General features: G+C 61.2%; 19 protein-coding genes and 1 pseudogene. 13 read left to right on the top strand and 7 right to left on the bottom strand.

What is annotated here, in order from left to right:
* Positions 1–233: 233 nt before the first annotated feature.
* Positions 234–1,094 (top strand): annotated as a pseudogene (locus KBI52_RS07410) (IS3 family transposase); the annotation flags it as partial.
* A gap of 120 nt (positions 1,095–1,214) precedes the next feature.
* On the opposite strand, the gene KBI52_RS07405 reads toward KBI52_RS07410, so the two are convergent.
* The 4 genes from KBI52_RS07405 to KBI52_RS07390 form a co-directional block, all read right to left on the bottom strand.
* The gene (locus KBI52_RS07405) at positions 1,215–1,397 is read right to left on the bottom strand and encodes a hypothetical protein (protein ID WP_210806422.1); all 183 of its coding nucleotides are present in this window, start codon (positions 1,395–1,397) and stop codon (positions 1,215–1,217) included.
* 897 nt (positions 1,398–2,294) lie between these two features.
* Positions 2,295–2,438 carry a hypothetical protein gene (locus KBI52_RS07400; protein WP_210806420.1) on the bottom strand — a complete coding sequence of 48 codons (144 nt, stop codon included), beginning with the start codon at positions 2,436–2,438 and terminating at the stop codon, positions 2,295–2,297.
* Between the two features lie 511 nt (positions 2,439–2,949).
* Positions 2,950–3,159 carry a hypothetical protein gene (locus tag KBI52_RS07395; protein WP_262266473.1) on the bottom strand — a complete coding sequence of 70 codons (210 nt, stop codon included), beginning with the start codon at positions 3,157–3,159 and terminating at the stop codon, positions 2,950–2,952.
* Positions 3,160–3,633: 474 nt separating this feature from the next.
* Positions 3,634–4,671 (bottom strand): IS110 family transposase, encoded by a 1,038-nt coding sequence (locus KBI52_RS07390; RefSeq protein WP_210806416.1) that lies wholly within the window; start codon positions 4,669–4,671, stop codon positions 3,634–3,636.
* Between the two features lie 261 nt (positions 4,672–4,932).
* Between KBI52_RS07390 and KBI52_RS07385 the strand changes: the two genes are divergently transcribed.
* From KBI52_RS07385 to KBI52_RS07350, 8 genes are all read left to right on the top strand, one after another.
* Positions 4,933–5,418, top strand: a complete 486-nt coding sequence (locus KBI52_RS07385; protein WP_210806414.1) for a transposase — start codon at positions 4,933–4,935, stop codon at positions 5,416–5,418.
* Positions 5,415–5,768: an IS66 family insertion sequence element accessory protein TnpB gene (gene tnpB / locus KBI52_RS07380; protein WP_210806412.1), complete on the top strand. Its 354-nt coding sequence runs from the start codon at positions 5,415–5,417 to the stop codon at positions 5,766–5,768. The genes KBI52_RS07385 and tnpB overlap by 4 nt, the downstream gene beginning before the upstream one ends.
* Before the next feature lie 62 nt (positions 5,769–5,830).
* Positions 5,831–7,393 (top strand): IS66 family transposase, encoded by a 1,563-nt coding sequence (locus tag KBI52_RS07375; RefSeq protein WP_210806410.1) that lies wholly within the window; start codon positions 5,831–5,833, stop codon positions 7,391–7,393.
* A gap of 152 nt (positions 7,394–7,545) precedes the next feature.
* Positions 7,546–8,211 (top strand): heme-binding beta-barrel domain-containing protein, encoded by a 666-nt coding sequence (locus KBI52_RS07370; RefSeq protein ID WP_210806407.1) that lies wholly within the window; start codon positions 7,546–7,548, stop codon positions 8,209–8,211.
* A 220-nt stretch (positions 8,212–8,431) separates the two neighbouring features.
* Complete coding sequence (locus tag KBI52_RS07365) at positions 8,432–8,998, top strand: hypothetical protein (RefSeq protein WP_247654249.1); 567 nt, start codon at positions 8,432–8,434, stop codon at positions 8,996–8,998.
* Positions 8,999–9,231: 233 nt separating this feature from the next.
* Positions 9,232–11,922 (top strand): DEAD/DEAH box helicase, encoded by a 2,691-nt coding sequence (locus KBI52_RS07360; RefSeq protein ID WP_210806403.1) that lies wholly within the window; start codon positions 9,232–9,234, stop codon positions 11,920–11,922.
* 5 nt (positions 11,923–11,927) lie between these two features.
* On the top strand, positions 11,928–13,022 hold the full coding sequence (locus KBI52_RS07355; protein ID WP_210806401.1) for an SWIM zinc finger family protein: 1,095 nt from the start codon (positions 11,928–11,930) through the stop codon (positions 13,020–13,022).
* Between the two features lie 104 nt (positions 13,023–13,126).
* Positions 13,127–13,564 carry a hypothetical protein gene (locus KBI52_RS07350; RefSeq protein ID WP_210806399.1) on the top strand — a complete coding sequence of 146 codons (438 nt, stop codon included), beginning with the start codon at positions 13,127–13,129 and terminating at the stop codon, positions 13,562–13,564.
* 722 nt (positions 13,565–14,286) lie between these two features.
* Here the strand turns inward: KBI52_RS07350 and KBI52_RS07345 are convergent.
* On the bottom strand, positions 14,287–15,171 hold the full coding sequence (locus KBI52_RS07345) for a LysR family transcriptional regulator ArgP (protein ID WP_210806397.1): 885 nt from the start codon (positions 15,169–15,171) through the stop codon (positions 14,287–14,289).
* A 155-nt stretch (positions 15,172–15,326) separates the two neighbouring features.
* Here KBI52_RS07345 and KBI52_RS07340 point away from each other — a divergent pair, with 155 nt between their 5' ends.
* The 4 genes from KBI52_RS07340 (at position 15,327) to KBI52_RS07325 (ending at position 19,125) form a co-directional block, all read left to right on the top strand.
* Positions 15,327–15,977, top strand: coding sequence for a LysE family translocator (locus KBI52_RS07340; protein ID WP_210806395.1), 651 nt, complete (start codon positions 15,327–15,329; stop codon positions 15,975–15,977).
* A gap of 45 nt (positions 15,978–16,022) precedes the next feature.
* Complete coding sequence (locus KBI52_RS07335; protein WP_210806393.1) at positions 16,023–16,943, top strand: dihydrodipicolinate synthase family protein; 921 nt, start codon at positions 16,023–16,025, stop codon at positions 16,941–16,943.
* Between the two features lie 141 nt (positions 16,944–17,084).
* The gene (locus KBI52_RS07330) at positions 17,085–17,720 is read left to right on the top strand and encodes a recombinase family protein (protein WP_210806391.1); all 636 of its coding nucleotides are present in this window, start codon (positions 17,085–17,087) and stop codon (positions 17,718–17,720) included.
* 1,090 nt (positions 17,721–18,810) lie between these two features.
* Positions 18,811–19,125, top strand: coding sequence for a helix-turn-helix domain-containing protein (locus KBI52_RS07325; protein WP_210806389.1), 315 nt, complete (start codon positions 18,811–18,813; stop codon positions 19,123–19,125).
* Here the strand turns inward: KBI52_RS07325 and KBI52_RS07320 are convergent.
* Both KBI52_RS07320 and KBI52_RS07315 read right to left on the bottom strand, forming a co-directional pair.
* Positions 19,122–19,418, bottom strand: a complete 297-nt coding sequence (locus tag KBI52_RS07320; RefSeq protein ID WP_210806387.1) for a hypothetical protein — start codon at positions 19,416–19,418, stop codon at positions 19,122–19,124. The two genes, KBI52_RS07325 and KBI52_RS07320, sit on opposite strands and share 4 nt — an antisense overlap.
* The gene (locus KBI52_RS07315) at positions 19,418–19,828 is read right to left on the bottom strand and encodes a hypothetical protein (protein WP_210806385.1); all 411 of its coding nucleotides are present in this window, start codon (positions 19,826–19,828) and stop codon (positions 19,418–19,420) included. The genes KBI52_RS07320 and KBI52_RS07315 overlap by 1 nt, the downstream gene beginning before the upstream one ends.
* Positions 19,829–20,374: the final 546 nt, after the last annotated feature.

The raw sequence follows: 20,374 nt of genomic DNA, 5'->3' as shown, positions 1-20,374 counted from the left end.
TCCATCCGCGGCCCTCGCCGCGTAGGCTTCAATCCGGTGTCTCAAAAACTGCGGGCGGTACAGGGTTATTTAGGGCCGACTAGTTACAATGCGGTCCGCCTGCGCCAACTGGCCCGCCGGAGCCAAGAATGCCCCGCAGACCCGCCGTTTGCTGGCCCTGGCGGTGATCTACGAGGACGGCTCGCGCACCCAAGCGGCTGAGATAGGCGGAGTTAGCTTGAAGATCGTGCGAGCTAAGCCCCGCCCGCCGGCACGCCTGTGTGGATCACGTGACGAGCAAGTTTGGCGTCTCAGAGCGTCTGGCCTGCCGGGTTCTGGGACAGCACCGCTCCACCCAGTGCAAGGGTCCCAATCAGCCCGAGGATGAGGCGGCTTTGAAGGCCGACATCATCGCACTGGCCACCCAGCACGGCCGTTACGGCTGCCGTCGGATCGCGGCTCTGCTGCGGGACGCCGGCTGGCTCGTGAACAAGAAGCGGGTCGAGCGGATCTGGCGGCGGGAGGGGCTCGAAGTGCCGCAAAAGCAACCGAAGAAAGGACGGCTCTGGCTCAACGACGGATCCTGCATCCGCTTGCGGCCCGAGTATCCTAATCATGTCTGGTCGTATGACTTTGTTGAGGATCGCACCCATGACGGGCGCAAGTTCCGCATGCTCAACATCATCGACGAATTCACGCGCGAGTGCCGGACCATCGGGGTGAACCGGAAGCTGAAAGCCGTCGATGTGATCGACGTGCTCTCGGACCTGTTCATCCTGCGCGGTGTTCCAGGCCATATTCGTTCCGACAACGGCAGCGAATTCGTCGCTAAAGCCGTGCGCGAGTGGATCACGGCTGTGGGCGCCAAGACAGCCTACATCGAGCCGGGCAGCCCGTGGGAGAACGGCTATTGCGAGAGCTTCAACTCCAAGCTCCGCGATGAACTGCTGAAAGGAGAGATCTTCTACACCTTGGAGGAGGCAAAGGTGGTGATCGAAAATTGGCGCCGGCATTACAACACGGTGCGCCCGCACTCATCCTCGGGCTACCGGCCGCCCGCACCAGAGATCTTGCTACCGGCTTCCAAGCTGGCGCCCAGACCAACGCTGAATTAACATCACATCCGGATCACCCACATGGGGCAGGCCAGGACCGATACACTCTTATCCTCGCTATAAGGTAAACCTGCGACAAGGGACGAGCCGTGAAAGCGCGACACATGGTGCGGTAGCACGTCATGCGGCTGGCTGGGCGACTGACCGGCGATACTGCACGATCTGCTGGTCCAGTCTGGCAATTGCCGTGCGAGCGAGACCTCTGAAGCGGTTTTGGGTCGCTTCTCCGGCCTCATTCCATGGGAGCGAGAATTCCACCTCGTAGAACGCTCGCGCGACGTGCTCGACTTGCTCTCGGGTCATGCAAGTCTCCTATGTTCACGAGGCAGTATATCCTATTTAGGAATACTCCTCCTTAGCCCCGACGAGCTACTCCGTTCGATAAGAGTTGGATCCATGGTGCCTTGATTATGCATGAACGATGCGGTCGGCCGGCGCTTAGCGAAAAAAGAATGCGCCCCCCCGAAGGAGAGCGCTGAGTTACCGATACTATGGGGCAAACCTAGATCGGGGTATGGGGAACAGCCAAGCTAGAGGATGGTTCCGATACAAGGTGTCACGCTTTCGGAGGGTCGCATCGGCGACCCTTGCCGCCAAGCTTACCGACTCTATGTCGTGCCCTCCCAGGAGATGCGGCGCATCCCTTGGTTGTCAGATCGCCCTGCTGGCCTCAGGGCTGGCGGGGCTCTTTCATATGAAAAGTCTGATTGTCCTGCGAGCGCCGACGCTTCATAGCGTCCCAGGCGAGCACTAGAAGAGCAACCGCAAGTGTGAGGAGGCTCCCGCCAAACGGAGCTGCGAACAAGGCTAAATCTATCCCATACGGCCAAAGGAGAGCGATGGTAATCGCTCCACCGATGAATGCGCTCGATATAACCAAGATAACCATGTGATACCCCTTAGGGACTAACCCTTATGGGTATAGTTAGGTCACTAAAGCATCGGACCCAAAAGTGGACTTGCACTTTTGGGATCCATCCGATGCATTCTTCTTGAATGAGAGCATCGGTCAGAACGGAAAACCGGATCCACTTTTCCGTCCGATGCTCTAGCGTAGGATAATTAGCCTCAATCTCAATCCGGCATTCCTCGGACCAGGTGCTGACGGGTTGGCCGGTGAGCTCGGAGAGGACCAAGCTATAGGTGAGGGCGTCTTATCCCCGCAGTCCACAGAAACGGAAGCATCGCGGGAGTAGGGCATCAGAAGTTGATGCTGTCGAAAAATGACGAGAGGCTTTCGTAATTGAGGAGCCCCGACTGATGGAGTGCCCGAATAAGGTTTGCTGCACTGTTGATCAGGCGAGCAAGGGCGTTCAGGAAATCAACGTGCTTGGACGGCTTCATTTGTCATCCTGAAATGAAAAAAGCCGCCCCGAGGTGGAGCGGCTTTGCTGAAACGATAGTTTAGGGTCTAGATACTACAAACCCCGCACGTGGCGGGGCGAATCGATGCTCTCAAAACTTCGGCATCTATATATTGCGGTAGCCGATTTCTTAGGTTCCTGTCAAGCTCTACCTTCCTCCTCTGGAAGAGAGGCAGGAGCAGGGGGGCTCAAATCTGACGGGGTATGCCGCGCCGCAGATCGAGCGCCTCAACCGTCTCTTTCCGAATAGCAGTCAGAGTGGCTTCGACGGCCCCCCAGGTGCCCGGCAATATCTCCTCAACGGCTTGGATTGCCGCCGCCTGAGAGTCGACCCGAACCAGAAAGTAGGAAACGGCTGGGTGGCCGAGCTCAGTCGGGATCTCGACCTTGACTGAATAGCAAGGCACTCGGTTGTCTTGCATCGTTCCCCCACTGCTGGCGGGATCAATATCACTCTCGTGCTAGATCAGGAAGAGAAGCGGGGAGGGACGTCAGACCCCTGACTTACGCCACCCCGCCTGACGGGCTGCAATCTCAGAGCAGAACCATCGTTCGCCCTTGAGCCAGTTGATTCTCGTCTGCCAGTAATATTTCTGTCCGGGCACGTGATAGATCTTCTCGCCGGAGTTGAAGCTGATGTTGGCCTTTACGCTGCAACCGACAAGCGGCGGCCCGACCTCAAGGCCGACGAAGCCTGCCACAACGAAACCTCCGACCATCATTGTAACAAAGGAACGCAAACGCTTCCTTCGATTGCGGCGTGGGGGAGCCTTATACTGCGGCTGTTGCTTGTGGGGTGAAACTCTATTGCGGGAGGGTGGAGGCTCTGGCTGACGTCTGCCGAACTGGATTACGGTCACTCTTGAAGCCTCACGGCGGGCACTTCTCTATTCGGCGGTTTGAGGTCAAGCGCTTTTAGGCTGTTTTACCGCTCCGATGTCTGATGTCACTCGCGGGTCTTGCTTCTCTTCGGGATCAGCTCTCGGGCTCTCCCAGTATGGGATCAGAAGAATGAGGTGGCCCAATCTGTTGCGCGTTCTGATCGCGCCAGGCGCGACCGAGACAAGTGCCCACGCGAACTCACCTCATCCATCGTCCCGCGAGGGACGTCTCTCCACCGGCTGGCGGAACTCGTCGATCCTCCTGTTCTCGTGATAGGTTGTTGCGGTGAGTGATCAGGCGGCTGCCAAGACACTCTCCTTCGTCCAGCGGAACTCAGTGCCATCGCTCCAGAGGCGGTGCATGATGACGGCCAACCGGCGCGCCAGAGCCACAATGGCTTTTTGCAGGCCGCGCCGTCGGGCCACATTCACGGCCCAGGCCTTCAGCCAGGACCATTTCTGCACCCGGGTCAGCAGCACCTGGGCCGCCTCATAAAGCAGAGCTCGCATCATGGCGTCTCCGCACAGAGAGACACGTCCGATCCGATTGCTCTCGCCGGACTGATTGAGAACCGGCGTGAGCCCCAGAGCGGGGCCGACGGCCTTGGAATTCTTGAACCGTGCCGGAATGTCGATCGTGGCGCGAAAGGCGAGCGACACCACGGGGCCAACACCGGGAATGGTCATCAGGCGCCGGCAGACGTCATCATCCCGGACGGTCGCCGACACTTTGCGGTGAAGAGTGGCAAAGCGCTCCCGCAAGCTCTGACGGGCTTCGAGCAGGCAAGCCATGATCTCAGCCAGTTCCGGCAGGTCGGCCACGAGCTCGCGGATCCGGTCCTCGAACCTGACCTTGCCAATGACCCCGACCTTGAGCCCAAAGTTGCGCAGCAGACCGCGGATGTCGTTCTCAATGGCAATGGCTTTCTCCTGCAACAACTTGCGTGCGGTCAGCAGGGCGCGCCGGTGCTGGCTCGCCAGCGTCTTCACATGGACGGATCGGAACAGGTTGACGCGCATCATCTGAGCAATGCCGCGAGCATCGTTGCGGTCGGTCTTGTTCACCTGCGCCTTCAGGAACGCCTTGGTGTGGCGTGTCTCGATGCAGATGACCGGCAATCCCGCCGCGGCCAGCCCGCTGTAGAGCCACTGCGACAGCGGACCGGCCTCGAGCCCGACCCGCTCGAGCCGCCAGGCTGGATCCCGGAGCACCTGAACCAAGTCGTCTGGATGGCTGGTCACCTTCAGTTCACGGCAGACCTTGCCCGTCTCGTCCAGAATGCACAAAGAAGTCTCTTTGACCGAGACATCGAGGCCGGCATAATGCTTCATGCTGCGCTTCTCCCACTGATGCTTGTGGCTGGTCCTACCCAGACCACGTTGTACCATCAGCCTGAAGCGCAGCACCTCGTGACAGTCCGGCGGGGTGTGGCGCAAAGCCGAATACCCCATCTGTTGCAGCAACTTGAAAGGGCATAACGAACGCCGTTGGGCGGGTCATTCGTAAGCGTGGCGTCATGGCCGCCTACCGAAGCAGCGATCAGGATGAGATAAGTGTCCACGAAGATTGAAGCGGACACTTAGGCGGCATGTATGTCAGAGATGGAGCCTCGCCGTCGACGCAGTTGGACAACGCAGGAGAAGTGGCGGCTTGTCGAGGAGGCCAGGCTCCCCGGAAACGCTGTCGCGGAGGTGGCTCGTCGACGCGGCGTCAACAACAATCAGCTTTTCGGTTGGATCCGGTCTGCCGAAGCAGGCAAGCTGGGTCCCCGTCCAGCTTCTCTGGTGCTGCTCCCGGAAGCTTCATCGCACAATGAGTTCATCCCGATTGGGGTCTTCGGGACGTGCGACGACGAAGGGCCCGCGATCACAATGCCGGCTCTTCGCCCGCCGGACGCCAATCCGGTGGAGAGTTCGGCACAACCAAAAGCCGAGAGGCCGACCCGAACGCCGATGCTGGAGGCGCGGCCTGGCGTGATTGAGATTGACCTGCCAAACGGTGCGCGTGTTCGGGTTGACGCCTTTGTCAACGAGCGGGCGCTGCGGCGGGTTCTTTCGGCCCTCGGGGCGAAGTCATGATCCAGATCGCTGCGGGAACGAAGGTGTATCTGGCCTGCCAGCCGGTCGACATGCGCCGTGGGTTCGACGGTCTGTCGGCGGAGGTCGTCAACAGGATGAACGCCGATCCCTATTCCGGCCATCTGTTCCTCTTCCGCGGGAAGCGAGGCGACTATTTGAAAGCTCTGTACTGGGATGGAACCGGGCTGTGCCTTTTTGCCAAGAGACTGGAACATGGCAAGTTCGTCTGGCCGTCGCTTGTCGATGGCGTGCTGCAAATGTCGGCGGCACAACTTGCTCTTCTCGTTGAAGGCATGGATTGGCGGCGCACGCTGATGCCCGAGCGTCCGCCAAAACCGACGATGGCCTGATAACATACTGTTTCTGCATCTAAAAACGTAGCTGTACCGGGTCACTTGTGCTAGAGAAACATATGTCTCTTGCTGCTCCCGATGTGCTGGCCGAACTGGAGGCGTTGCGCGCCTTGACCGCGCAGTTGCAGGCGGAGCTTTATGCCAAGAACCTCTATATCGAGAAGCTGAAGGCGCAGCTCGCGAGCCTGAAGCGCGCCCGCTTCGGCCGCTCCTCGGAGAAACTCGACCATCTCATCGAGCAATTGGAACTGGCGATTGCCGATCTAGAAGAGTGCGAGGCTCATGCTGACATCGAGAGGACGGCAGCGCGGCCCATTGCATCCTCACCATCGGCTGGCGCGACGGCAAAGTCGTCTCTGGGCCGCAAGCCCCTACCGGCTCATCTGCCGTGTGAGACAATCGTGCACAAGCCGGATTGCACCTGCCCGAATTGCGGCGGAAGCGTCTTCAGCACGATCGGCACGGATGAACGTGAGGTGCTGGAATATGTGCCGTCGCACTTCAAGCGGGTCGTCCACCTTCGTCCGAAGTTGAGCTGCCGCACCTGCGAGACGATTGTTCAGGCGCCGATGCCATCGCTGCCGATCGAGCGCGGTCGACCTGGTCCCAGCCTTCTCGCCCATGTCCTGGTCTCCAAGTATTGCGATCATCTTCCCCTGCATCGTCAGAGTGACATCTATGCGCGCGAAGGCGTCGATCTCGATCGCTCGACGCTGGCCGGCTGGGTCGGGGCGATGGCAGCGCTGCTTCAGGTCTTGAGTGACAGGATCGGAACCCATGCCCGTGCCGGCGAAACGGTGCATGCTGACGACACTCCTGTTCCGGTCCTCGATCCTGGCCGCGGCAAGACCAAGATCGGCAGGCTTTGGACGGTTGTGCGCGATGAACGTCCATGGGGATCGGCCGTGCCGCCCGCGGCGTTCTATGCCTATTCTGCGGATCGCAAAGGGGAGCGGGCCCAGCACCTGCTGTCGCCTTGCCGTGGCTTCTTGCATGCCGATGCCTATGCCGGCTTCGACAAGCTCTATGCTGGCCATCCACTCACCGGCGAGACGCGCCTGATCCAGGTAGCCTGTTGGTCCCACGCCCGCCGCGATCTGTACAACGAGTTCCTCCGCAATCGCTCGCCTTCGGCAGAACGGGCATTGGACCTGATCTCCGAGCTGTTTGCGGTTGAAGCTGGGATCAACGGCTTGGATCCAGAAACGCGGCTGGCTGTGCGCCTGACCAGGTCTGTTCCTCTTCTGGAGATCCTGAAGCGCCATCTCGACACGACGCTCGCCCGCATCAGCGGCAAAAGCGAGTTGGCCAAGGCGATCCGCTATATGACATCCCGCTGGAAGGCTCTCACGGTTTACACCACGGACGGGCGACTTGAGATGAGCAACAATGCCGCTGAGCGGGCCATCAGACCTTTGGCCCTGGGCCGGAAGAACTATCTCTTCAGCGGGTCCGATGCCGGAGGCGATCGCGCAGCGGTCATCTACACCATCGTCGAAACCTGCAAAATGAACGGCATCAACCCGCAAGCCTATCTCGCCGACGTCATCGAGCGCATCGCTGATCATCCAGTCAACAGGATCGATGAACTGCTTCCATGGAATTGGACGCCACGGTCTTAGTGTCCACTTGGCCATTGACGGACACTATCCTGTCCCAGCCAGCGGCCATCACACCACGCTTACTAATAAGTGCAAGTTCCTCATTCGTTCTACCTTAGCGTGTCAATGGGAACAGTTCTTGCGCTGGCCGCTGTAAACAGAAAGGTTCCGTCATGACGCCTTCACCTATGACTGCCCTCACAGACGTTTTCACCGAACCCAGCGACGTCGACCCGGAAACGCTCAACAATCTGGGTCCTCTGCGGCGGCTGGCTGGGCGCTGGCGCGCACGCAAGGGGGTCGACCTCAACCCGAAGGCGGACGGTCCGGAGCGGCGCGTGTTCATCGAGACCATCGACTTCCAGGCGATCGATCCGCAGACCAACGGGCCGCAGCTGCTCTACGGCCTGCGCTACCACATCCACATCACGACCGAGGAGGAGGACATCACCTTCCATGATCAGGTCGGCTATTGGCTCTGGGAGCCGGCGACCGGCCTCGTCATGCAGACCATCGCCATTCCCCGCGGGCAAGTCGCCATCGCGGCTGGCCAGACGACACCCGATTCCGACGAGATCGTCGTGACGGCGACCCGCGGGCAGACCGGATACGGCATCTGCTCGACAACCTTTCTGGAGCGGGCGTTCCGCACGGACACCTACAAGATCACGATTACCTTCCATCCGGACGGGAGCTGGAGCTATGTGACCGATACCGAACTGCTGGTGCATGGCCGGGACACACCTTTTGCTCATCAGGACCGAAACACGCTCCATCGGGTCGGTGAGGCGAGGCCCAATCCCCTGGCGTTGATTTTAGCCAAGCGGAAAGCAGGTTGAGCGGAATGGCGCGGGCGGGCGTCGCTCCGTAGCGAACCTTCTCTGCACAACGGTTCAAGCTTGCGCCCCAAATCTGCTCCGCTTACCTTGGTGTGTCCAGAGGACTTCGATCTTTGACCTGGCTGGGATTGATCTCCATTCTCCTTTTTGGCGCTCGCTTGGAACGGGTTTGACGATGAGACGACCCACACGCCGGGAGATCGCCGCACAGGACCGCCAGATGCTGATCCGCCAGGCACAGTTTCGCCTGGCCGCTGATGCCGTGACTGCAGCACTCTCCGGGGTTCCAGAGGTCGCGGCGGTGGCGTTGATCGGCTCGATCGCCCGGCCGCTGTGGCGGGAGGTGCCGCGCTTTCAGCCGTTCCGAGACTGGGACGTTCCAGTCTGGCACGAATGCAAGGATGTCGACTTAGCAGTATGGCTCGATCGCCTGGACCGGCTCCAGACGCTCAACCGGGCCCGCAGCATGGCCCTCCACCAGCTGTTCAAGGAAAAGCAGATCGGGGTGGCTCACCATCAGGTCGAGATCTTCATTCTACAAGGAGAGGCGGACGCCTATCAAGGCCGGCTCTGCCCCTTCTCGCGGTGTCCGAAGGGCAAGCGGGAATGCCTGGTCCCGGGCTGCGGGCGGGAACCGTTCCTGCAGCAGCACGCCGGCTTTACGTTCTGGCCGGACGCGCTGGCACCAGCTAGCATCATGCACCTGTATGATCGGCGGCGCGGCATCCTGCGATGTGCCTCCGAGGTATCGGCCCAGGGACAGGACGACCATGTCGCGACAGCATGACGCCTCGTGTGACGAGTATCGGAATCTGTGCAGCATCCCTGTGAGCTATGGTGCTATGCCCCTTTCATTGGTGCCGATCTGGCGGAATGGCAGCGATCCGGGCCGGATCGGCGCCATTCCGCCCGACAAATTCGCGTGCTCCTCGTGACGGCTCTCAGCCATGTTCAGTGGGTCTTGCGGCTCTGTAAAACGGATAGTGCGGATTGAAACACTTGGAAGCGCCTTCAGCCACAATGCCCCGGGTGCAGTTGCGTCTCACCCCGCGCGGGCACCTCTGGCTGGAGGAGGCAGTCGACGCGCCCACCCTGGATGACAAAGTCGCGGCACGGCTGGCCGAGGCGTTTGGCCGTGGCACCGGATATGGGCTATTGCAACTCGGAGCGGGAGAAATCGGTCAGTCCTTGCCCCCCGCCTTCATCTGGTGGCGCGATTTCGCCGCACGCTATGTTGAGGCAGTCTGTCTTCATGGCGCGGGTGGGGGCGGAGAGACGCCGTCCGCCGTTGCCCCGCTGGCCGAGAACGAACTCGCCACACTCGTGCTGACCGCCCCGATGATGCCGGGGGCGGAATACCTGACCGTCAACATCCTGCGTGGGCTGTGGGACGATCTGTCCACCGCATTCGCCGGGCTGTTCACAGCATCCGGGACTGAACTGCAAGGTTTTCTCAAAACGCTGAACCCGGCCTGGAATCTGATCGGCCGTGTCCACTTCAATCTGGCGGAGAACCGCCGCGACCCGGAATGGCCCTTTGCCTTCCTGGCCACCTACACCACGCGTCTGTCGTCCCAGGCGAGGGCCCAGCATGTGCCGCTCGGCCAGGCGTTGCACGAATACGCCGGCGCCGCCAATCGAGACAGGCTGCTGTCGCTCTTGATGCCGGTGCAGCGGGCGGCGGAGCGCGTCAGTTGGCTCAAGGCCATGGTCGATGCCGGCGAGATCTTTCATCCTCTCCGCTGGAGTCCCGCCGAGGCCGCACGGCTCCTGAACAGCGTGCCCGACCTGGAAAGCGCCGGTGTGATCGTGCGCCTGCCGGCTCAGTGGCGCGCGGGCCGCCCGTCACGCCCGCAGGTCACCGCCACAGTTGGCGCCCGTCCGCCCTCCGGGACAGGGCTTGACGCCCTGCTCGACTTCCACATGGACGTGACCCTGGAGGGTGAGCCGCTCACGGCTAAGGAAATGGCCGCCTTGCTCGCCGGGACCGAGACGCTGGCGCTGCTGCGGGGCCAATGGGTGGAAGTCGATCGTCCGCGTCTGGAACGCGCGATGCGCCGCTTCAAGGAGGTGCAGGATCTCGCCGAGCAGGAGGGGCTCACCTTTGCCGAGGCCATGCGCCTGCTGGCCGGCACTGAGGCCACCGGGGACGACGAGCCCGCCGCGGTTGCCGACTGGTCTCACGTCACGGCCGGAACGTGGCTGACCCAGACGCTGAAGGCGCTGCGCAACCCCGACGGTGCCGGGGTTGATCCTGGCCCGGCCCTGAAGGGACGCTTGCGCCCGTACCAGAAGGCCGGTGTCGAATGGCTTCACCTCCTGAGCGGACTTGGCCTGGGTGCCTGTCTGGCCGATGACATGGGTCTGGGCAAGACCATCCAGGTTTTGGCGCTGCTGCTGATCCAGAAGCGGAAGGGAGCCGCGCGCAAGCCGAGCCTGTTGGTGGCGCCGGCATCGCTGCTGGCCAACTGGGCGGCGGAGATCGAGCGCTTCGCCCCTGGGCTGAACGCGAAGATCGTGCATCCCTCGGCGGTATCGGCCGAAGACCTCAATCAGATGACGGGGGAGGTATTGTCGGGCCTGGATCTGGTGATCACGAGCTATGGCTCGCTGCTGCGCCTGCCGGTGCTGGGCGAAACGTCCTGGCGCTTCGTGGTGCTGGACGAGGCGCAGGCGATCAAGAACCCCAATGCCAAGCAGACCCGGGCGGCCAAGGCCCTGCAGGCGGGAGCCCGCATCGCGCTGACCGGAACGCCGGTGGAAAACCACCTCGGCGACCTGTGGTCGATCTTCGACTTCATCAACCCCGGCCTGTTGGGGAGCGCGAAGGAGTTCGGCCGCACCACCAAGGCCCTGGCCGAGCGGCCGCACAACCCGTACGGCCCGCTGCGTGATCTGGTCCGGCCCTACATCCTGCGCCGGATGAAGACTGACAGAACCATCATTGCCGACCTGCCGGACAAGGCGGAGGTCAAGGCGCTGTGCCCGTTAAGCCGCAAGCAAGCTGCGCTCTATGCCGAGACGGTGACGGATCTGACCAACGCCTTGCAGGATGCCGACGGGATCCGGCGCAAGGGCATCGTGCTGGCGACGCTGATGCGGCTGAAGCAGATCTGCAATCATCCCTCGCAGTGGCTGAACGATGGCAAGTGGGCCGAGGCGGACAGCGGCAAGTGGGCCCGCCTGCGCGAGATTGCCGAGGTGGTCGCTGCCCGCCAGGAGAAGATGCTGGTCTTCACCCAGTTCCGCGAGATGACGGCGCCGCTGGCCGCGTACTTGAGTGGGATCTTCGGCCAGAGTGGGTTGGTTCTGCATGGCGACACCCCGGTCAAGAACCGTCGGGCACTGGTTCAGACCTTCCAGGAGGACGAGACCGTGCCGTTCTTCGTTCTGTCCCTAAAGGCAGGAGGCTCAGGGCTGACGCTGACCGCGGCGTCTCACGTGGTCCACTTCGACCGGTGGTGGAACCCGGCGGTGGAGAACCAGGCCACCGACCGCGCCTTCCGGATCGGCCAGAAGAACAACGTCCTGGTCCACAAATTCGTCTGCCAGGGTACAGTGGAGGAAAAGATCGATGCCCTCATCGAGGCGAAGAAGGGGCTGTCGGACGATCTGTTGGCTGGTGGCGACGAGATCAATCTGACCGAGATGAAGGATGAGGATCTGCTGCGGATGGTGGCTCTTGATCTGAGGTCGGTCATGGCGGAGTAGGGCGGATGGCCCCTTGGTTCGATGGAGCATGGCCCTCCTACGTTCCGGTTGCGGAGCGCCGGAAGCAAGCCGCGCGCGAGGTGGAAAAGCTGCGCAAGAAAGGGCACCCGGTCGCTCCTGTCGTCCTGGAGGGACGCACCATCGCCCGGACCTTCTGGGGCAAGGCGTGGTGCGACAACCTGGAGAGTTATCAGGATTTCGACAATCGCCTGCCGCGCGGCCGCAGCTATGTTCGTAACGGTGCGGTGATCGACCTTCAGATCTCTGCGCTGGAGATCAAGGCGCTGGTCAGTGGATCGTCAATCTACAGGGTTACGGTTAGCATCACGGCGTTGGCGCCGACGCTGTGGCGGTCGATCTGCACGGATTGTGCCGGCGGCATCGACTCCCTGGTCGAGCTGCTGCAAGGCCGGTTCTCCACGGGCGTGATGGAGCGGCTCTGCCGCCAGGACCGAGGCCTGTTCCCCAGGCCGTCGGACATCCGGTTCTCGTGCACCTGCCCGGACGGAGCCTTGATGTGCAAGCACGTCGCCGCGGTGCTGTATGGCGTCGGGGCCCGGCTCGATGAGGCTCCTGAGCTTCTGTTCCAATTGCGTGCAGTCGACGAGAAGGATCTGGTGGCCAACCTTGAGACGGCGCTGCCACTCTCCAATCGGCCGCCCGATCCTGGGAAGATCCTGGAGACGGACGATATCTCGGCCTTGTTTGGCTTAGACCTGGCGGAGGCCGGAGACGCAATCCCAAGTCTTGGTGCTACGCCAGCCGCACCCGAGCCGGGGGCCCGAACTGGCCAGAAGCGGACCGGCACAAAGGCAGTGGGACACATGGCAGTTGTTCGACCCCATCCGGCACCCGCTGCTCCAACAGCCAACACGCATGCCGCACCGCCGTCAGGGCAGAGCCGTAAAACCAGCAAGGCCCGAAAGGCGCCCCATTCTGCTGAGCCGATCGCGCAAACTCGGCCTCTCGACGATTCCCCGATCCGAAAGGCGTCCGGACGAACCCGAGATCCCAAGGCCGGGAAAGGCAAGGGGCCGCGGACAGTCCCGAAGCCCGAGATAGAACTGACCCCGGACGGGTTCGTGAAGTGGTGGAAATGACCTTCCAACCCACGGGAAGCAGGGGGGCTTGGATGCCTCTGAGCACGGTGTGACGAGCTCCCTCCAAGCTTGGATCAGAGCGGCGGAATGCCCATATAAAGTCCATGTCGCACAAGGGATCTTCGCCTCGCACCCTCGATCTGTTCGAGGTCACACTCACCGTACCAACACCTCGGTCCGAACCGGCTGCTGCTCCGGCCAAGCCGCTGGCGCTGGCCAGCTTGTCGGATGCTCAGCTGGCCCAGCAACTCGTCCAGCTTCTGGAGGAGGTGCAGCGCCGGATGGAGAAGGGCAGGGGGAGCCGGCCGGAATTGGAGGTGGCGGTCAGAAATGCCAGCGTATTCCTTGAGCGCTACAATTCGCACCCATCAAAACAACGGCGCAAGTCCACGCGCCCTGGCAAGACCTCATCCACATTACAGGAGGGGCAACGCAAGGCAGTGCGGGCTGCCCTTCTGGCAGGGGTGGCGCCGGCACAAGTTGCGAAGCACTTTGGCCTGCCGCGGGCTGCGGTCCGAAAGGTGCTTGAAGAGACTCCGTAGGCTCCTGGGTCGCATTTGAGCATCCGTCCCCCAGCCTCAGCGAGACCCTCGGACTTTTAATCAGAGGGTCCTGGGTTCGGGTCCCAGCGCGCTCACCATATATCCCAGAGGCTTAGATCCCATGTGGCCCGCCGGCAGGTCGCACGCACAGCTTTCAGTAATCACATGGTAAGCACGAACAACAGTTTCGGCGCGCGACGTTCCGACTATAGCTCTCTCGGGCCCTGCTATAGGGAGCTGCGGAGTAACGCTCAGGCTGGTTTTGCGAGCTCCAGATCAATAATTCAGCCTTCCCATAGCGGGAGTAGGTAATCTGGGCAGGCGACTCATAGCTGTGTCAGCCATGGATTCCGCCCCTGGGCACCACTTCTTCTCAATAAATTCGACACTTCAAATAGATAGCAGGTTCGATCCCCACGAAAATCGGAGATCGAGAGTTTATCGTGGGGACTAGCCACTCGCGCTTGTTCAGCTTGGAGATGGGATCGTCCTGTTCAGGGGGCGGGGAGAAAAAGCGTCAATCTCGACATCCTGAGAACGTGAGTTATCGTCTGTGTCGACTGCCCGCTCTGCTCTCCCCTTAGGGGAAAATATCGGCTGGCGCGGCTCGCGGCGGAATATGGGGCTGACATCAGGTTATGTGACCTGATCGACAGGATCGCTGCGGAGGGGTAGGTACGCTGCGCTTTAGATGATCGACGAAGCCTCCCGTCGCGCCTGGATCAGCCCGGCACCAGCATTCTCTTGGCCTCGTGCACGACAGCCTGGGTCACATGGCAGAGCACGGTGCTCACGATGCGGCTCTGCTGCCAGAACAACGGGACATCCAACGGCTGGTCAGGCTGGAGCGCAACCAGCCTACCGGCGCGAAGGTGGTCGATCACAAGCGGCTCCGGGTTCATGCCCCAGCCGATCCCAGCCAAGGCCGCATCCACAAAGGCTTGGGACGAGGGGAGCCAGTGCAGTGGGGGATGAACATCGACTCCAAGCACCTGACGTAACCATTCGGCTTGAAGCCGATCCTTTTGATTGAAGATCAGGCACGGAGCGCGGGCAGCCGCAAGTTCGCTGAAGCCGTCGGCAAACCACCGGGCGCAATACTCTGGGTTTGCAGTCGCAACATAGCGCAGGGCTCCCAGAGGATGGCAGTCGCAGCCCTGGATCGGGGTGCTGTGCCCCGTCACGCCAGCCACGACCTCGCCGCGCCGCAGCCAGTCCGCACTGTGGTCCTCATCATCCAGTACCAAGTCGAACAGGTATCCGTCCGTCTTCGCCATGGCTGAGATGAACCAAGTCGCGAGACTATCGGCATTAACGGCAATCCGCAGGGTCACAGGTCGGCTCTCGGCCTGAAGGCCCGGAAGGCTCCCGCGCAAAGAGCCTTCGAGCAGCGCAACCTGCTCCACGTGCTGGCACAGGCGCTGGCCGACCTCTGTTGCCGTGCAGGGCTGGCCTCGGACCACAAGCACAACCCCAAGCCGCTCCTCCAGCAGCTTGATCCTTTGGGAGATGGCCGAGGGCGTGACGTTGAGGTGCTGCGCCGCCCGCTCAAAGCTGCCGGTTCGGATGACAGCAGCGAGAGTGGCGAGTTGGGCATAATCAAGCATGGATTAGAGAGTCTAATGCTGGCTGACAAAATTTAAGTGTTCTAATCCTGGCGCTTGGACTAGCTCATGTCCACCCTCTATCGGGATTCGGCATGTCCTCCCTGCCGTTACGGGCTTCATGCCGAGCCTGAGCCTCTGACACGCCAGGAAGCCCTATGCCAGACATCACCCAACTCGCCTTGTTCTCCGCCGCAGCCTTTGTACTCGCCATCACGCCCGGTCCAGGCATCTTCTACGTCGCTGCCCGCACTCTCTCCGGTGGTCGTGCGGAAGGGGTGGCCTCCAGCTTCGGCACCGGATTGGGCGGCATGGTCCACGTACTCGCGGGCAGCTTAGGTATATCCGCCATCGTACTAACGAGCGCAGAGTTGTTTACTGCCCTGAAGTTGCTGGGCGCTGCTTACCTAGTTTGGATTGGTCTGCGAACCTTTCACGCCGCCCGCCGGGATGCGTTGGTGGCCTTGGCGGGCGGGACTGCGGCACCGCCCGTTGGCGCACGCCGGGCGTTTCGTGAAGGGGTGCTGGTCGAGGCGTTGAACCCGAAGACAGCGGCCTTCTTCCTGGCCTTCGTGCCACAGTTCGTGGACCCTGCCGCTGGCAGCGTGGCCCTGCAATTTGCTGTCCTCGGCTCTGTCTCCGTTACTCTCAATACCCTCGCTGATGTCGTGGTGGCCTTCGCGGCGAGTGGCATCCGTACAGGTGCGGCGGCACGTCCCGGTTTGATCCGCCGCCTGCGGGAAGGTTCGGGAGCCGCTATGATCGCGCTTGGCGTCGGCCTCGCTCTGGCAGGACGCCCTTCAACCTGATTACTGAATTTTGCAGGACCGCGCCTGCATTTGGGATCGCACGTGATGACCAAACACAAAGCATCGAAGCTGTTCAGCGGCCTGTCGGCTTTTCCTTTGACCCCGACTGATGCAGCGGGGCATCTGCAAGCTGACGTGCTGTGCCGCTTCCTTGAAAACATCCAGGCGGCAGGGGCAGACTCTATAGGCTTGCTCGGCAGCACCGGTGGATATGCCTACCTGAGACGCGAGGAACGCCAGCGTGTCGTGCGAGTGGCGGTGGAATGCGTCGGCGGCAAGACGCCGATTATCGTGGGCGTGGGCGCGCTTCGAACCGACGAGGCCCAAACGCTTGCCCACGATGCCAAAACAGCAGGGGCCGATGGCTTGTTGCTGGCCCCTATGTCCTACACTCCTCTTACCGAGGAGGAGGTCTTTCAACTCTTTGCGGCGGTGGCCGAGGCAGGTGGACTGCCTTTGTGCATCTACAACAATCCGAGCACTACAAAATTCACCTTCAGCGATGACCTGATTGCCCGTTTGGCGAAGCTCCCGAACGTGACAGCGGTGAAAATGCCGCTTCCTGCGAATGGAGATTTTACTGGTGAGATGGAGCGGCTGCGGGCGATGACCCCAGAAAGCTTCGCCATTGGTTATAGCGGCGATTGGGGCGCAGCCGACGCCCTGCTGGCTGGCTGTGATGCGTGGTACAGCGTGGTTGCGGGCCTTCTGCCTTCTCCGGCATTGGCCCTCACACGCGCGGCACAAGCGGGTGATCATTCGGAGGCGATGCGTATCAACGATGCATTTCAGCCGCTTTGGCAGTTGTTCAGGACGTTTGGCAGCATCCGCGTGATGTATGTGATGGCAGACCTTCTTGGTCTGGCCAGGATTGAGCCGCCGCGCCCAATCCTGCCATTATCCCAGGAGGCCCACAGTAGCGTGGAGAAGGCTTTGCAAAAAGCAAAGGGCAGCTTCATTCCATAAATAGGGCCTCCGCGAAATCTGGTTCAAAATGAGCATGCCCTTTCAAAACCATCTCTGAACTGGTTCGCAAAATACCGATTGACTATTTTAAGTGAACCATCATTATATGAACCATCCTAAGTGAACTGACGGTGATCCGAGATGTTCGTCCGAGCCTACCTTCGCGCTTCCACCAACGAGCAGGACGCCACTCGCGCCAGGCAACAGCTTGAGGCGTTCGCCGCGGAGCACGACCTGCACATTGCGTCCTACTACGTCGAGAACGAGAGCGGCGCGAAGCTGGCCCGCCCTGAGCTCTTCCGGCTCCTCTCGGATGCACGCCCAGGCGATATCCTGCTGATCGAGCAGGTCGATCGGCTGTCGCGCCTCACTGCGGCCGATTGGGAGAAGCTGAAGGCCGAACTCGCCGCCCATCGTGTCCGGGTCGTGGCATTGGACCTCCCCACCTCGTGGATGATGGCCAACGCCAAGGCCGATGACTTCACCGTCCGTATGTTCGACGCCATCAACGGCATGATGCTCGACATGCTGGCCGCTGTCGCCCGTAAGGACTACGAAGATCGCCGGCGGCGACAAGAGCAAGGCCAGGCACGAGCCAAGGCGGAAGGCCTCTACAAGGGCCGGAAAGAGGATAAGGCCCGCAACGATGGTATTGCCGCGATGCTCAAGGCAGGCTCGTCATGGTCGCAGATCCAGGCGGCCACCGGATGCAGCCGCGCCACCATCCTCAAGATCGTGAACCGTGCCAAGGCTGGCGCGACTGGGATCGCAGGCTAGGAGATACACCGATGCTCTGGCTTATCTCGATCGGCATTGTCGTTGTGCTGTTTGCAATCATCCCTCTGATCGTCGGCCGGTCTGCCGAATGGCTGTATAAGAAGCTGTCTGGGCAGTAGCTCCCTTTCGCAGGAGGACAGTGACGATGGTCGAGAACTTCTCTCCTGTGATCTTTCTCTATGGCATGGCGATCGTGTTGGCCGTGGGCAAGGTCTTCACCATGACGATCTGGAGAATACTCCCGAAGCCACGGCCGCCCCTAAGAGAAGAGGTGCTCGAAGCGTGGACGCGTCGTAGAGCGCAGACTGCGGCTCACGAACAGGTGCACTCAAGCGCAGGCGGATCCTTGAGCGACTCTCACGACGCCGAGGAAGCACCGCACCAGGCCGCATCAGGCCCTGAGCAGACGCCAGTAGCACAACCAGCGTCCAACTCGCCTACTGGCAGATAAAGGGCGCCAGAACGGCGCCCATATGGCCGATCGTCAGGCAGCCCCTCTTTGTCCAGCAGGTAAGGCGGCAGTCTCAGCAAGCCGCGCCGCGGCGACGGTGCGGAGTCGCCCCCACCGAGAGTGCATGGCAATCGCCTGTGCCTCGTCGCGAAACTCTTGCAATTCCTGTTGCGATAAGTCGCCCTGGCGGCGGAGCATATTGAGACGCGAAGACTCCGCCCAAAACAGGCTGAGCTCGCTGCGCATCATGCGCGAGCGTTCTGTGGTCATTGCTGTAGCTTTCATTGCGCCGTGTTTCAGACGGCGGTTTCTGGTCCGGGGCTGAAACACCGGCTACAGCGTCGGCCTTTGCATCTTTAGGCTTTCAGCTTGCGCCTACTGCCTTGGACATGCATGCAAAGACCCCGGACCCGAAGAAAGTCGCAGACGACAGATGCAGCGGAAAGTGTTTCCGTCCCGTTAATAAGAAGTACTCACAAATCACATTTGCCGTCAACGAGCCTGACTTAATCTTTTTTACGCCGCGCTCTGTATGTCTTTACTTACGACAACATCATACATAGCCATACAAATATCAACTTCAGGCCCTTTTGGACCATATCTATTGTTTATTGAACGTGTGCCTGCTTAATGTCAGCCATGAATGGCGCGCCTAAGCTCCTGACTGAACCAGAAGTCGCAGAGATCCTACGCTGCTCGACCCGCACCGTCGCGCGCATGCGCGAGGCTGGAAAGCTGCCCTACATCCCTGGACGGCCGGTCCTGATCGATGAGGCCGATTTGCTGGCCTACATCGCGAGCAGAAAGCGGACGATCAATCCGCAGGGGCCGAAGCCCGAGCCAGGCGCACCTGAGTATGAAGAATGGATCAACCAGAGAGGCAACGAGCTCGCGCGTAAGATGTGGATGAAGAGCAAGCTGAAAGCTGTGGTGAAGAGCCTTAGGTCGGGTTAGTCGAACAGGTCATCTTTGCCGCTGGCGCTGCCCTGAGATCCTCGCAGCAGCTTCGCCACTCTTGCCTCAAGCTCCTGGCCGGAGAGCTCGTGAAGCTCCTTTTCGTCTGCCGTCTCCTGCTTCTCGAAGAACCCGCCTGCCCGGAGCAGCGAGTTCACTGCCGAGGCCTTGGCCGCTGATGTCGCGTGGGGATCGTCACAGATCTTCATCGCGGTTTGGTAGGCCTTGAGGCCGCCTGTGGTCTGAAGCTCTCGGATAAGCTCCTCTCGGATTTGACGCTCGCTCTTTGCCATTAGCCGAATATCCCGTCGGTTAGGTTGGTGGTCGCTGTGTCTTGTGCAGCCTTGAGTTGCTGCGCCTGATGCCGAAGGGTTTCGATGACTGCAGCCAGGGCTTGCGCCTCCGCGGTCTGGGGCGCCGGCCGGTCCATTTCTGCAAGCCGCTCCCGCGCCTCTCTGGCCTGCGCCCGCTTGGCGCGCTCTGTGGCTCGCGGGCCGGGTCTGTGCGTCTTCCGCCAATCCTCGTAGCGCTTGCGCTCGTCGAGCGTCATTGCATCGAGGCGCTTGGCCCGCTTCTTTGCGGCCCGCTCGATGTCCTTCAGCTTCCGCTGGGTCTTCGTCGCTGTGGCCCCGGGCTGCGGCTTATGCCAGTCCTTACCCTTCGGCGTGCGACCGCCGTGAAGATAGCAGCGACCGTTGCCCATCGCGATTTGCTGACAGAGCCCGCCATCGGTTCTCCGGACCGCCTCGCACTTCGGCAACGTATGACGCGTGGCGTTATAAGCACGGATGGCCACGCGGGCCACAGAACGGAACTGCGCGGACTGCGACCAGCCTGCGTGTGGTGTCGGCCGGCGTGCGCTCATTGTGGTCCACGCCTCGGTAAGCGCGCGTGAGGTATCGTCAGTTGGCCGCGGCCAAGTGTGATCTCACGACCCCAAAACCCCAGGGGGAATAGGCCGGGCCCACAGGCGGCGGCACGCCAGGCCTTCCCCCGTAGGGGTGGGACTTTGCGGGTAGGACTTTGCGGACGCTGAAAGCCTTGGAAACCCTGGACTTTGCGGGACTTTGCGGACGAAAATCCCTGCGAGACCTTGCGGATAATGATTTCAATGACTTAGCAGGGGACCTTGCGGATCCTTGCGGGGACTTTGCGGGTTTTACATGTGCCATACGTTGCCGCTCCTAGATCCTCGGCGCAGAGGATTTGACGGGTTGGGGGTGGCGCAGGAGGGGCAGGCCTTCAGGGG

The organism is Microvirga sp. HBU67558 (assembly GCF_018069605.1).
GTDB classification, from domain to species: Bacteria; Pseudomonadota; Alphaproteobacteria; order Rhizobiales; family Beijerinckiaceae; genus Microvirga; species Microvirga terrae.
Note: the sequence above shows the minus strand (reverse complement) of the source record. Positions and strands in the feature narration are given on the sequence as shown.